This is a genomic window from Terriglobus albidus (assembly GCF_008000815.1).
In the GTDB taxonomy this organism is placed as follows: domain Bacteria; phylum Acidobacteriota; class Terriglobia; order Terriglobales; family Acidobacteriaceae; genus Terriglobus; species Terriglobus albidus_A.
In genome coordinates this window covers 1,789,313-1,803,564 of the sequence record NZ_CP042806.1, presented here as the reverse complement: position 1 = coordinate 1,803,564, position 14,252 = coordinate 1,789,313, and the positions used below count along the sequence as shown (strand labels likewise).

At 60.2% G+C, this 14,252-nt stretch carries 8 protein-coding genes; 1 reads left to right on the top strand and 7 read right to left on the bottom strand.

Annotation, left to right across the window (positions count from 1 at the left end; translation table 11 throughout):
* Nucleotides 1–40: 40 nt before the first annotated feature.
* From FTW19_RS07230 to FTW19_RS07205, 6 genes are all read right to left on the bottom strand, one after another.
* Nucleotides 41–3,103, bottom strand: a complete 3,063-nt coding sequence (locus FTW19_RS07230) for an Rne/Rng family ribonuclease (RefSeq protein ID WP_147646994.1) — start codon at nucleotides 3,101–3,103, stop codon at nucleotides 41–43.
* A gap of 432 nt (nucleotides 3,104–3,535) precedes the next feature.
* Entirely contained in the window at nucleotides 3,536–4,636 is a 1,101-nt protein-coding gene (gene rodA / locus FTW19_RS07225) for a rod shape-determining protein RodA (protein ID WP_147646993.1), read from the bottom strand.
* A gap of 67 nt (nucleotides 4,637–4,703) precedes the next feature.
* Nucleotides 4,704–6,608 (bottom strand): penicillin-binding protein 2, encoded by a 1,905-nt coding sequence (gene mrdA, locus FTW19_RS07220; RefSeq protein ID WP_246153627.1) that lies wholly within the window; start codon nucleotides 6,606–6,608, stop codon nucleotides 4,704–4,706.
* 28 nt (nucleotides 6,609–6,636) lie between these two features.
* Complete coding sequence (gene mreD, locus FTW19_RS07215) at nucleotides 6,637–7,149, bottom strand: rod shape-determining protein MreD (RefSeq protein ID WP_246153626.1); 513 nt, start codon at nucleotides 7,147–7,149, stop codon at nucleotides 6,637–6,639.
* Between the two features lie 17 nt (nucleotides 7,150–7,166).
* Nucleotides 7,167–8,267, bottom strand: coding sequence for a rod shape-determining protein MreC (mreC, locus tag FTW19_RS07210; protein WP_147646991.1), 1,101 nt, complete (start codon nucleotides 8,265–8,267; stop codon nucleotides 7,167–7,169).
* Between the two features lie 42 nt (nucleotides 8,268–8,309).
* Complete coding sequence (locus FTW19_RS07205; protein WP_147646990.1) at nucleotides 8,310–9,374, bottom strand: rod shape-determining protein; 1,065 nt, start codon at nucleotides 9,372–9,374, stop codon at nucleotides 8,310–8,312.
* A 215-nt stretch (nucleotides 9,375–9,589) separates the two neighbouring features.
* On the opposite strand from FTW19_RS07205, the gene ald reads away from it, so the two are divergent.
* Nucleotides 9,590–10,705 carry an alanine dehydrogenase gene (gene ald, locus FTW19_RS07200; protein ID WP_147650521.1) on the top strand — a complete coding sequence of 372 codons (1,116 nt, stop codon included), beginning with the start codon at nucleotides 9,590–9,592 and terminating at the stop codon, nucleotides 10,703–10,705.
* Between the two features lie 190 nt (nucleotides 10,706–10,895).
* Here ald and FTW19_RS07195 read toward each other — a convergent pair whose 3' ends face one another.
* Nucleotides 10,896–14,231, bottom strand: coding sequence for a TonB-dependent receptor (locus tag FTW19_RS07195; protein ID WP_147646989.1), 3,336 nt, complete (start codon nucleotides 14,229–14,231; stop codon nucleotides 10,896–10,898).
* Between the last annotated feature and the right edge of the window lie 21 nt (nucleotides 14,232–14,252).

Sequence of the window (14,252 nt, the reverse complement as noted above, 5' to 3'; positions counted from 1 at the left end):
GTCCTGCGTCAGCAACACAGGACCCGCCTCTTCCATATGATTAGTGGATGTCGAACTGCTCCGGATGAAGGCTCGGATCGCTCTTCACCAGGATGGTCTTGCCCGTGAGCTCTTCCATCTCATGCAGCCAGCTTGCATTGTTGGTCTTCAACTGCTTGACGACCTCCGGATGCACACGCAACATGATGTCGCCCTTCTCGATATGGCGGTACATTTTGCGCATCTCGATGTAGATTTCGTTAGCGACCGTGACCGGTGACTTCACCATGCCCGTGCCGGTGCAGATGGAGCACTGCGTGCTCAGAGTGCGCTCCAGCGACTGCTTCACACGCTTACGGGTGATTGCCACCAAGCCAAAATCGTTGAACTGTAGCACCTTCGAAGGAGCACGATCGTTCTTCAGCTCTTCTTCGAGCGCGGTCAGCACCTTCTGCCGGTTCTTACGCTCATCCATGTCGATAAAGTCGATCACGATGATGCCGCCAAGATCGCGCAGGCGAATCTGCCGCACGATCTCCGGAATAGCATCGAGGTTCGTCTTCACGATGGTGTCTTCCAGGCGGGCCGTCTTACCAACGTACTTGCCGGTGTTGATATCGATGGCCACCAGAGCCTCAGTCTGGTTGATCACGATCGATCCGCCTGACTTCAGCCACACCTTCGAACGCAGCGCCTTGTTGATCTCCTCCGAGATACCGAACTGCTCAAATAGCGGTGTTTCCTTGCTGTAGAGCTTCACCCGGCGAATCAGCGAAGGCTCGAAGCGCTGCAGGAAGCGCAACACACGCTCATACTCGGTCTCGCTATCAACCCAGATATGGGAGAAGTTATCCGTTACTTGGTCACGCAAAATGCGCTCTACCAGGTTCAGGTCGTGATAGATCAGCGCTGGCGACTTCGAGGAATCCGACCGCCCCTTGATATCGTTCCAGAGGTTGATGAGGAAGCGGAGATCGCTACGCAGCTCCTGCTCACTGGCGCCATCCGCAGCCGTACGCACGATAAACCCGCCAGTCGCCTCGGCCTTTTCGCTCAGCAGTACCTGCTTGAGGCGGCGGCGCTCCTCGTCACTCGAGATTTTGCGGGAAACCCCCACATGGTTGACCGTGGGCATGAAGACCAGGAAGCGGCCGGGAAGGGCGATGTGCGAAGTGATGCGCGCACCCTTCTTCGCGATCGGCTCCTTGGCAATCTGCACCAGGATCTCCTGTCCCGGCTTCAGCAGATCGCTGATCGCCGGCAGGTTGGTGGTCTGCATCGAGGCCCGGCTCGGACCACGTCCGCCACGTCCACGATCCCGGCCACGGTCGCGGTCTCGCCCGCTGCGTCCACGACGGTCGCGCCGTCCTCCACGCTCACGGCGGGGCTGTGCCTCACCTTCAGCCGCTACCTCTTCTGTCTCTTCTTCCGAGGAACCCTCATCCTCAGACGTCTCTTCGAACTCGCCTTCGATCAGAGGCTCATCCTGCTCCTCTTCCCCTTCTTCTTCCTCAGTCTGTGTCGCCTCGTCGATGGACATATCGCGGAGCATCGTACCCAGATCCGCGGCGCCTTCCAGCGTCTCCTCTTCCAGGTCGTCCTCGAGATATTCCTCATCGGCCGTATGCATCGCCAGAGGCTCGAACTCGTACTCGTCTTCGTCGATCAGTTCTTCCTCGAACTCGCCCTCATGCAGTGCCTCGACGACAGATGACTCGACCGTAGCTGCTTCCACCGGTGTTACCGGATGCTCCGCTTCCGCCAGAGTCACCGACTGCACGGCAGCCTCATGCTCGATGGGAGAGGATGGAACCTCCGGCGTCTCCACTTCGGAGATCATCTCGCCGGTCGGCTGCAACGTGGTAAAGGCATGCTCAACCGCGGAATTCTCCTCCGCCGCAGCCTCCTCAACCATCACCTCTTCTTCAAACTCCGGCTCCGCCTTCTGGCGAAACTCGCTCTGGCCGGCATCCACACGGAACGACACCGAACCCTCGGTGGGCTCATACTCCGCTGGCGTTACCGGCTCCTCAGACTTCTGCTCCACTGCTGCAGCTTCCTCAACCGGGTCAGCCTGGGCCACTTCCTGAGCCTCTGCGGCGGCTGGAGCAAACTCCAGATCCGTCGCCGTCCCCAGAACCTCGGCAGGCTGCTCGGCAACCACCGGGACCTCTTCAACGACCGCAGCAACCGGTACAACGGGAGCAGCGGCCTGCGGGGCACTACGGCGGCGGCTCAACGACTCGCCAGGAAGCGCAAATCCACCATCCCAGCCGGTAGTGTCGATCACCTCCACCAGCGTTGCGGGCTTCGCCACACCCGAGATTACAGGGGCAGCCGGCACGGGCTTCTCCTCGACTGCGGCAGCGGCTGCTTCCTCCCCGCGGCGATACTTCGAGAGCGATTCGCCCGGGAGGATAAACGGAGCTTCCAGATCGGCGGCTACCTGAGCTGTGGGCTCTGGCTGCTCCGCCGGATGCGCCTCAGGCTCAAACTCCACCGGATCGGACTCGTACTCAGAGCGTGGCTCTCCACTGAGCGTCTGCGACTCTTCGCGGCGTCCACGGCCACGGCGGCGTCCACGACGGCCACGCCAGCGGCGGCTGCCACCCTCTCCCTGATCCTCGGCGGGACGCTCCTCGACCTCTCCCTGGTCTGCGGACCCGGTAATCTCAATGGTCTCTTCCTCGCCAAAACCGCCCTCAAGGACCAGGGTCTCGCCCGTTGGAACAGCCTCCTGCCCGCCCTGCTGTTCACCACCGCGCTCTCCACGATCCCGCCCACGGCGGCCACGGCCACGGCGGCGGCCGCCACGCTCCCGCTGGTCTCCGGAACCGGCGCCATTCTCAACGGGCGTAGCACTGCCTTCTGTCTCAAACTCTTCTGAATCCGGAGTCTCTTCCAGAAAATCGGTGATGTAGAGGAAGGCATCGCGCTCAAGTCCGATGTCGACAAACGCCGACTGCATACCGGGTAGAACGCGGGTTACTTTGCCTTTGTAGATGGAGCCGGCGAGGGTGTATTCGTTCTCGCGCTCGTAGTAGATCTCCGAAAGCGCCTCGTTTTCCACGATGGCCAGCCGCGTTTCATGCGGCGTTGAGGAGATAAAAATTTCCTTCGACATATCTGGTCTCTTTCTTCTAAGACCAGGCGAATCAATTACCTGCCGAACAGGAAAGGAGAAAAACCCGTGCTACGCCCTCGCCCCGTGCCCGCCCCGTCCTGGGGGAGCCCCGAAGTGTGTTGAAACTGACATTGAGGGGATTACAACCGGGAAAACGCAGACGGATTTTGTGACCTGTGCTGCCTCGATTTGAGGTGCGGCCGTTCGCGGTCCGTGTACGTTCATCGCTTCTTCTTCAATCCTGTCCAGCGGGCGGAATGGTCTTCGCCTGGCCGGAATCACATAAAATCTTTGTTTGCCGCCCGCGCTCACGTAGCGCCGCTAGGACGGCTGTAGGCCGTCTGCCGGAAGTCTCGCCTCGGGCAGGTCCTGCCCATAGTATGCACTATCCCGGGTGCCGCGTCTAAATCGGCCTTTAATCTTCGCGGGATTTCAGTTCACAAACCGCCGCATCCGCACGTTCATCACAATCCCCAGCGCCATGAAGGTGAACAGCACCGACGATCCGCCATAGCTCATCAGCGGCAGCGGAATTCCCGTCACCGGCATGAATCCGATCACCATGCCGATATTGACCGCCATCTGGAAGATGATGATCGCCACGATACCCATCACGATGAACGTTCCCGGTGGATCTGGAGCCGTCTGGGCGTTCTGGATCAGCCGCATCAGGATCAGAAAGTAAAGCAGCAGCACCCCCAGGGCGCCCACAAACCCGTGCTCCTCGCAGAAGGCGGCAAAGATGAAGTCGGTATAGGGAATAGGGAGGAAGTCTCCCTGCGTCTGCGTTCCCTTCGTCGCGCCTTTGCCCCAGACACCTCCCGATCCGACGGCGATCAGGGACTGGCGGATCTGGTAACCGGAGCCCTTGGGGTCGTTATCCGGATTAATAAAGTTGGTCAGACGGGCCTTCTGGTAGGGTTTCAGCAGTTTCCCGGTCCTCCACACGCCACCGACCAGCAGCAGAAATCCCAGGATGAGGATGGCAGCCTGCTTGAACCGGATGCCGCCCAGAAACAGACCGCAGATCAGGATCGGTGAGTAAGTGAGGGCCGTTCCCAGGTCAGGCTGCTTCAGTACCATCAGCATGGGAATGCCCACCAGCAGGAAGGCCTTACCGATGTCTTTCCAGGTCAGATCCCGGCCGCCCAGGCTCCAGAAATACCTTGCCACCGCCACAACCAGCACCAGCTTGATCCATTCACTCGGCTGGAAATGAATGCCACCGGGGAACTTGATCCACCGCTTCGCTCCGAGCACCCTGGTGCCCACCGCCGCCACGGCGACAAGCGAAAGAATACTGGTACCGTACGCCCAGGGAACAATCTCCAGCAATTGGTGGTAGTCGATCAGCGAGACGATAAACATCAGCACCAGGCCAACGGCGAGGTACTCAAGCTGCTTCTTCTCAAAGCCGTGGAACTTCGTGTGCATCGTCGCAGAATAGATCTCGAGGACTGAGATCACGCTCAGCAGGAGCACGAAGCCAAGGAGAACCCAGTCAAAGTCACGGAACGAAGAAAAACGGCGCATGAATCAGGCAGTTTCAGTGTAACGGTATCCAGCAGTGGCAGCATGAAGGCAATGAACGGCCTCCGCACTAGTTCGTAACAGGCTCTTCTTTCTTTGCGGCATTCTCCAGCGGTGTGGCCGGTTTCGGAGCTTCGGCAACCTTCATCAGGTTCCCGGCCTTCTTCCGCTGTTTTTCCACGAAGGTGTTCACTACCTGCGCGCCCAGCTTGGCGGCGTTGGCTCCCCAATCGCCGTTCTCCCACAGAACGGCAACCACAATGTCCGGGTTCCGCCGCGGAGTCATTCCTACAAACCAGGCATTGGGAACTGTCTTATGGCCGCCACCACTCCTGGCCAGAGCCGCGTGGCTCATCACCTGCGCGGTGCCTGTCTTCCCGGCAAAGTCCACACCTTCCAGATGCGACGCAGCGGCTGTCCCGGAATTCAGGGTCTCGGCCATAGCGTCGGTGATGATCTGCCAGTTCTCGGTCTTGAGACTGACCTGCTTCTCACCGCTGCCTGCATAGGTATCCAGAATCGCCTGCTGATACTGCTGCGAAATCTGGCCGTCCAGAATGACATGTGGCCGCTTCAGAGCTCCACCGGAGGCAAGGCCGCTCAACGCCCGCGCAAGCTGAATGGGCGAGGCCTGAACAGCGCCCTGGCCGATGCCGACCGAGATCACTTCACCGGCGTACCACTTGTCGTGGAAGTTCTTCAGTTTCCATGCCGTTGATGGCATGGTGCCTGTAGCCTCATCTGGAAGATCGATGCCCGTCTTCTGGCTGATGCCGACTGCGGTCGCATACTTCGCAATCGTATCGATCTGCAGCCGCTCCGCCAGCGTGTAGTAGAAGGTATCGCAGCTCCAGGGAATGGCATGGTAGATGTCCACACCGCCGTGGTGCTTATCGCAGGCAAAGAAGTGGCCGAAGAAGGTCCCGCCCCCGGCACAGTTCACGTGCATATCCTGGGCGACTCCCTCTTCCAGGCCGGCATAAGACATGATGATCTTGAAGGTGGACCCCGGCGCGAGCTGTGCCTGGATGGTCTTATTCATCATTGGGTGGTCGGGGTCGTTCAGAATCTTGTTCCAATATTCCTTCGTCAGCCGCACTGCAAACTGATTCGGGTCATAGGTGGGACGGGAGACCATGGCGAGGATCTCGCCCGTATGGGGATCCATGGCGACGATAGCTCCAGTCTTACCTTCCAGCGCCTTCTCTGCGGCCATCTGCACATCCAGATCGATGCTCAGCCTGAGGTCCTTACCGGGGACAGGATCCTGCTGGCCGAGCTGGCCGACCTCGCGGCCCCGGCTATCGACCACCACATCGCGGGATCCGTCCGTACCGCGCAGCACAGCGTCATAGGTCGCTTCCACGCCCGACTTCCCAACCACGTCGCCGGCCTGATAGAAGGCATACTTCTCTTTGTTAAGGTCGTTCTCGCTGATCTCACCCACATACCCGATCAGGTGCGCGGCGAAGCCTCCATTGGGATAGAGGCGGCGCTGTTCGTCCAGGGTCTCCAGCTCCGGCAACTCATTGCGGTGCGCCTCAATAAACGCAACCTCGTCCGGGGAAAGATCCTGCTTGAGCGGAATCGGCTGATACTTCGGGGCAAACTGATAGCGGCGCAACACATACTGGATCTGGTCGACAGTCATGTGCAGGCCCTGGGCAATCATGGGAAGGTCAGCGTCCCAGTCGCGGGCAGGCTCGCGCAGCAGGTAGCAGGAGATGGAGGCATAGTTGTCCACCAGCAGGCGGCCTTCGCGATCGAAGATCTTGCCCCGCGGCGCCATGATGGGAACCTTGCGGACGCGGTTCTGTTCGGCCAGCACGCGGTAGTTGTCCGCGCTGACGACCTGCAGCCGCCACAACCCGGCGAGCAGCACCACCAGAAGCAGGGCGACGACATACTGCACCGAGTTCAGCTTCAGCGGGGAGACCTTCTCCTCGCGGGCTGTTAGCTTCTCCTCCTCCATCATCGCTTCCGTTCTCCAGATTCTCTTCCTACTATGCGCTCTGTTTCGCGTAGTCCAGGAGGAAAAACAGGGGGATCGCCACCACCGTATTTACTCCCGCACGCAACAACTCATGCAGCCAGCTCGTATGCACATTCGCGTCCTGCAACAGCCACTGATAGATCCCCAGCAACATCAGGCTCTGCAACAGGCAGAAGCTGAAGTTCATCACCACGCGCGTTGGCAGCGCATCCACATCCACGCGCAGGCTGATCGACGCCGCCACATATCCCACTACCGCCTTGACCATGCCGTTGATGCCGATCGGCTGGTTCAGCAGCAGGTCCTGCAACACGCCGACCAGAGCCCCCGTCATCACGCCAGAGATCGGACTGCGCCGCGCTACCGCGAAAAAGATCACCACCACCAACGGCAGGTCCAGAATCATCAACCAGGGGGCCAGCTTCGGCAGATACGCCCCGGCAAACACAGCAACCAGCGGCACCAGAAGACTGACCGCAGGATGGAAGACATGCTCATCCATCTCCCGGCGGGAGCTGTACATCCTTCCCAAGGCGGCCATCAGTGCTGGTCACCGCCTGCTTCTGTAGACGGAGCAGGGGCAGCATTGTCATGACGCGCACCCGGCGTCAGCGTCGCAGCCGACGGCGTGGCCCCGGGACTGTACGTGTCCTGGCGAATAGCCGGCGTAGGTCGCGGCAGCGGAGCTTCCTTCGCATTCTTCGCCACTTCGTCGGGAGTCTCGGGCTTCAACTGGGGTAGATGCTCTCCGCGCGCTCCGGTCTCTGGTTCATCCTCCGTGGAGGCCACCTGCTCCGGAGCGACCGCACCCTTCTCCACTACGACCAGGACCTCTTCAAGCCGCGCGAGGTTCGCCGTGGGCTTCACCGTCACCAGTGCATAGTTGCGATCCTGGCCAATGTTTTCCACCACACCGGCCTTCAAACCACGGGGAAAAACCTGGTCGCCGCCGCTGGTCAGCACAGGTTCGCCCGGCTTGATGCGGCTGTCAGGCAGCACATCCAGAATACGGAGCCGTCCATCGGTCGTACCGCGAAGCACGCCGCGGATTCGCGTTGTCTCCAGCACAACACCGGCGCCGGAGGTTGTATCGCTGATCAGCAGAACCTGCGCCGAGTGCTGAAAGACGTCACGCAGTTTGCCCACAATGCCATCCGGGGTAATTACCGCCATATCCGGCTTCAGGCCGTCTGCGATGCCCTTGTCGATATACAGCACGCGCGACTGCTCGCTCCCGCTGGTGCCAATTACCTGCGCCGCAACCGTCTTCGCGATGTACTGCTGTTTGAAATCGAGTAATGCCTGCAGCCGCTGGCCCTGTCGGGCATCCTCCGCCATGGCGGCCTGGTACAGCCGCATGCGGTTCAGATCGTTCTTTAATTGCTCGTTCTGCCGGCGGACATCCCGCAAGTCGATGTAGTTGTGCCAGGTCCCACGAATACCCTGGCCGGTCGCACGGAACAGGCGCTCGAAGGGAGAGACCAGGGCCACGGCCCAGTACCGGAAGAAACGGACGTGCTTCCCATCCTCACGCGAGCCATAGTCGGGCCGCCGCACCTGCACTGCCAGACCGATGGTGAACACCACCAGCACGGCAATCAGTACGAGAGCATTTCTATACCTGGCAAAGAACCCATCCATGACGTGAGATCCCAGCCCGAGGGGCCGTCCTCTTGACCGCGACTAGTCGATAGAAATCTTACGAAGCAGCTTGAAGTCCGAGAGCATCTTTCCCGTGCCCAGAACCACGGAAGCCAGCGGGTCGTCGGCGATCGAGACCGGTAGCCCCGTCTCCTCGCGAATCCGCTTGTCCAGGTTCTTGATCAATGCCCCGCCACCCGTCAGCACAATACCGCGATCGCTGATGTCGGCGGACAGCTCCGGCGGCGTACGTTCCAGCGCCACACGGATGGCGTTCATGATGGTTGCGATCGACTCGCCCAGCGCCTCACGAATCTCTGAATCATCGATCGAAATCGTCTTCGGAACGCCTTCGATCAGGTTGCGGCCCTTGATCTCCATCGTCAGCGGCTTATCCAACGGATACGCCGAGCCGATCTCCATCTTGATCTGTTCCGCGGTGCGTTCCCCAATAAGCAGGTTGTACTTGCGCTTGAGGTAGTTCATCACCGACTCGTCCATCTGGTTGCCGGCCATGCGGACCGAGCGCGAGTAGACGATACCGGCCAGCGAGATCACCGCGATATCCGTGGTTCCACCGCCGATGTCCACAACCATGTTGCCGCCCGGCTCCGTGATCGGCAGCCCTGCACCGATCGCGGCCACCATCGCCTGCTCGACCAGGTAGACCTCACTCGCCTTGGCGCGATAGGCGGAGTCCTCAACAGCACGCTTTTCCACCTGCGTGATCTCAGAAGGCACACCGATGATGATGCGCGGATGCACCATGCGCTTGCGGTTATGCGCCTTCTGGATGAAGTAGTTCAGCATCTTCTCCGTCACCTTGAAGTCGGCAATCACACCGTCTTTCATCGGCTTGATGGCAACAATGTTGCCCGGAGTACGGCCAAGCATCTCCTTGGCCTCTTTTCCCACAGCCTCCACCTCACCCGTCGACTTATTGATCGCGACGATCGAGGGTTCATTCACAACGATTCCCTTCCCATGGGCATAGACCAGGGTGTTTGCGGTGCCTAAATCGATTGCGAGATCGCTGGAAAATAGGCTGAAAAGAGAACGGAGGGTGCGCCCCCGCGATGTGCGCTGCTGGAAACCGTTTGACGACATTTTGAAGCTGAAGTCCTGATCCGTAGAGTAGTTCCATTGTAAGGCTACAAAATCAGCTTTGGGTCTGAGGATCACAAGAAAACCGCGGCCCGATCGAACGTATCTGCACCATACCGCGAACAAGCTTAAGAAAGCACAGCTACTGTCAAGGTGTCATCAAAAGCGGCACGGTGTGGCCCGGTTGATATCCTTAAGCGGAAAGTGAGTTGTACACCATGATTATTGGCGTCCCCAAAGAAGTGAAGGATCACGAAACGCGCGTCGGCGTTACCCCAGCCGGTGCACGAGCCCTCACCGAAGCCGGCCACAAGGTACTTGTGGAACACAACGCCGGCGAGCTCTCTGCTTTTCCCGACGACGACTACCAGAACGCCGGAGCCGAGATCGTTGGCTCCGCCTATGACACCTGGAGACTCGCCGATATGGTCGTCAAGGTGAAGGAGCCCGTCGAAAAGGAGTACGGCCACTTCCGCGAAGGCCTGACGCTGTTCACCTACCTGCACCTGGCTCCCCTCAAGGACCTCACCCAGAAGCTGCTGGATAAGCACGTCACCGGCATCGCCTACGAGACCGTACGCGACCGCTTCAACACCCTTCCGCTGCTCACTCCCATGTCTGAGGTCGCCGGGCGGCTCTCCGTTCAGGTGGGCGCCGAGTACCTCACCAAAGCGCATGGCGGCCGCGGTCTTCTGCTGGGAGGCGTCCCGGGGGTTCCTCCGGGGAACGTCACCATCATCGGCGGTGGCATCGTCGGCACCAACGCCGCCAAGATCGCCGTCGGCATGGGAGCGAAGGTCACCATCCTGGACCTCTCGCTGCAGCGCCTGCGCGAGCTGGATGACATCTTCGGCGGCCGGGTAGCCACGGTTGCCTCCAACAGCTACAACATCGCCCGCGCCGCCGCAGAGGCCGATCTGCTGGTCGGCGGGGTACTCATTCCAGGAGCAGCGGCACCCAAGCTGGTCACCAAAGAGATGGTCGCCACCATGAAGAAGGGCGCGGTCATCGTCGACGTGGCGATCGATCAGGGCGGATGCATTGAAACAGCGCACCCGACCACGCACTCCGATCCCTCCTACGAAGTCAACGGCGTGGTGCACTACTGCGTGACCAATATGCCTGCCGCCGTTCCCAATACCAGCACGCTAGCCCTGACCAACGCGACCTTCCCATACGTCATGCGTCTGGCGCAGCTCGGGGCAGAGGCCGCTATCCGTCAGGACAAGGGCATCGCCGAGGGCGTGAACACCTACCGGGGACACTGCACCTACGGCGCGGTCGCAAAGGACCAGGGCCGCGAGTACACCCCTATCTCCTCATTGATTCAGTAGGTTCGGTTCATAAACATACAGCGCCGCGTGCTTTTGCCCGCGGCGCTGTTCTATCTTGCCTGCCCGCAGGACACTCGCTACCTCATACCCGCGGTGTATCGATAAGTTATTCATTCACAATGACATAGCCATTACCGAGCCACCCGGAAGATTGGAGGCGCCTCCGCAACTCTGCCGGGTAATCTCGCCGCTACCGCCGAATCCTTACCGCAAACTGCGCAACCCGAGGATCGGTCGTCGTGCTGGTAATGCTGCCGAATGCCGACGAGCCAAACGAGCCGTTCGGCTGCGAGAACGCGGGGGTATTCGTCACATTGAACAGCTCCGCCCGGAACTCGACATCCGTCCGCTCTCCGACAGAGGCATGTTTCACCAGCGCCAGATCGGCATCGCGATACGCCGGGCCGCGTACCGGGTTACGCGAGGCGTTACCAAACGTGAACTGAGGGGCCGTCTGGAATGCCGCGGTATTGAAGAAACGCTGCGGTGTGCGCTGGCCGGCAGGCAGCGAAGGCGGGGCCACCATGTTCGGCCTCTGCAGCACAATGCCAGCGAACGAGTTGTTATTCGTCGCCTGGGTCACTGTGACCGGCATGCCGCTCTGCATCGTGCCGATGACATTCACCGTCCATCCGCCCAGCAGAGCCGTAGCTGCTCCATGCCCGCGGAACTTCGGCAGGTCATAGACCACGCTGGCTGTCAGCACATTCGGCATATCACCGCTCGACGAATCACGCTCCAGATAAGGACGGAAGGTATCTGCCGCAATCAGTGACGAGCTGTTGGGCGAAGACAACACCGTCGAGGAAAATACTGACGATGCATCGTCAATCAGTTTGGAGTGTGCATAGCTCACCAGCAGATACAAGCCACTGGCGAGCCGCTGCTCCAGTCTTGCCTGCAACGCGTTGTAGTTGCTGGTGCCGGAGTTGTTGCGATACGTCGCCACATTCTGGAAGCGGGGATACGGCTTCAGCAACTGTGCCGCTGCAATGGTGGGTGTGTTGAGCGTTGAGCCCGCGGGCAACTGTCCGTAGTAGGGATTGGTGACACGGGCAGTCAGCGCCGTACCCTGCGCAAGCTGAGCGGCCGTGAGCTGGTTCAGGTTCGAGTCCGGAATGCCGACGTGCACGATGTGCGATCCGACGTAGGCCAGCTCCAGCGACATGTTCTTCGTAATGGCACGCTGGACAGCAAGGTTCCACTGCTCCACGTATCCCGATCCCGCGTTGCGATTCGCGGTGTAGACGCTCTGTCCCAGGCCGGCATCCGGCGTCAGCGGAATCGACGAAACAGCCGGCCCGCTGCTCAGCTTGAATGGAGCCACGTAGCCATCCTGCGTGCGTTGTTGCACGTTCTGGATGAAGGGATACTGTGGCGTCGTGAATGGCGTCGTGATACCGCTCTGGTCGATAAAGACGATGCCGAAGCCGCTGCGCAGCACTGTCTTCGAATCGACCGCGTAGGCCAGACCGACACGCGGTGCGACATTGGCCCAGTGCAACTGGCGCGCGCTACGGGAGTAGCCATTCACACCCAGATAGTCGAGCTGCTGTGTTGCCAGGTTGAAGACGGCTCCCTGATTGTGCGCCTCGGTGGATGGCATGTGCAGGGTCCAGCGCGCACCCAGGTTCAGCGTCAGACGAGGCGTGACACGCCAGTCGTCCTGCAGGAAGAACTCGTGGATATAATCGCGCGGGCGAATCGTCTTTGTCTGCAGATCGATGGAGAAGGTATCCACCTGCCCCAGCAGGAAGCTGGCAAAGGCGTTGCCTCCGCTGGCGCCGCTGGTCCCGGTGGTATTTGTGCCGGTCGTTGTGAAGGCGAAGGAACCCGTCGGGTTCGGCGGCGAGATGGCGTTCAGCTCATACCGGCGCAAATCGCCACCGGCCTTAAGGGAGTGGCCGCCGTGGGTCCATACCACCATGTCGATCAGTTCGCTAACGGAGGTCTGATACCGTGCCGAGGTGCTGGCGTTGGCGCCGAGCTGCTGGAGTCCGGTGAAGGTGAAGAGCGGCAGCGTATTGTTGAACGCCGCGTTGACCGGAATACCCGGAATCCCCAGATCGGCCGATGGCGAATTTGCGAGCGATACGCCGATCTGCGAGTTGCCGCGGCGCGTATATCCCAGCCGGAAGTTATTCAGCACACGCGGTGAGAAGAGATGGGTCTCATTCAGCACCACCTGCTGCCCCAGAACATCCGTGAGGCCGGAGACATTGCCGGTTCCAAGCACCGAGCCTGAGATCGAGCCCGAGCCATCTGCAAGCGGCGTCACTGGCCGCTCAACCTCGTGGTAGTAGGTGTAACGGGCAAAACCGCTGTCCTTCGCGCTGAAGGCCCCATCCAGGCGAATGTCGAACTGATTCTGATGATCATCATCCGGAGCCGTACGGGTGTAGTTATTCGCCGAGCCGCTGCTGGTCGGTGTGGGAATACGGCTAAGCAACCGCTGCGCCACGGGATCGAACGCCGAGGAGATGACGTCGTTCGTATACTCCTTGCGCTGCACCTGGCCGTTCACCACGGTCGTCGATGACGGATCGTAGATCTTCGCAACGCCCGTAAAGATGCCCTGCCGCATTGCCGCTGTCGGCACAGTAGAGATGCGGGTGACACCGATGCGCTGCTTGATCCCCTGGTAGTCCGTGAAGAAGAAAAGACGGTCGCGCTTGATCGGTCCGCTCAGGGTTGCGCCAAATAGATTGCGGCGATACTGCGGCTTTCGGGCCGTGGAGGAGGCGAAGTAGTTGCGCCCATTCAGCGCCTCATGACGAAAGAACTCGAAGACACTGCCATGAAAGGCATTGGCGCCGCTGCGCGTGGCAACGTTCACCACGCCGCCGTTGAAACGGCCGAACTCAGCAGGAACATTGTTCGCCGCAACCGTAAACTCGGCGATGCTGTCGAGGATCGGGAAGAAAGCGACCTGTCCAGGCTCTGGCTGAAGCGCGGAGATGCCGTCGTACAGATACTCATTCGTACGCGGGCGACCACCATTGATACGCGGCAGCACCGTGCCCGGAGGCAGCTCCACCCCCGGAGCCATCTGGGTCAACTGGATAAAATTCCGTGAGTTCAGCGGAAGCGCCACAATCGCGTGACTTGGAATCGTAGTCGCGATATCGCTGGTCGATGCCTGCAGGAGCGGAGCATCCTGATTCACCGTGACCGACTCGCCCGCTCCACCAGCCTTCAGTTGCAGATCCAGCGTCACGGTCTGTCCAGTGGTGACCGTCACACCACTACGCTCCAGGCGGGCGAATCCTGTCTGCGCCACAGCAAGGCTGTAGCTCCCGGAGGTGAGTTGCGTAAACGAGAACTCACCCGATGATCCCGATACGGTCTCCCGTGCAATCGCGGTCGCGGTCTGTGTGAGAGTGACCTTTGCCCCCGCCACTGCGGCCCCGCTTGCATCCACGACACGCCCTTTCAGTTCACCAAGAACCTGTCCGTCTGCACGGCTGAAAAGGACAAGCAGGCAGGCGAAGGCGATCAGAAGAGACGTACGCGGAAATCTGAACATAGGACGAATTTATACGATTTG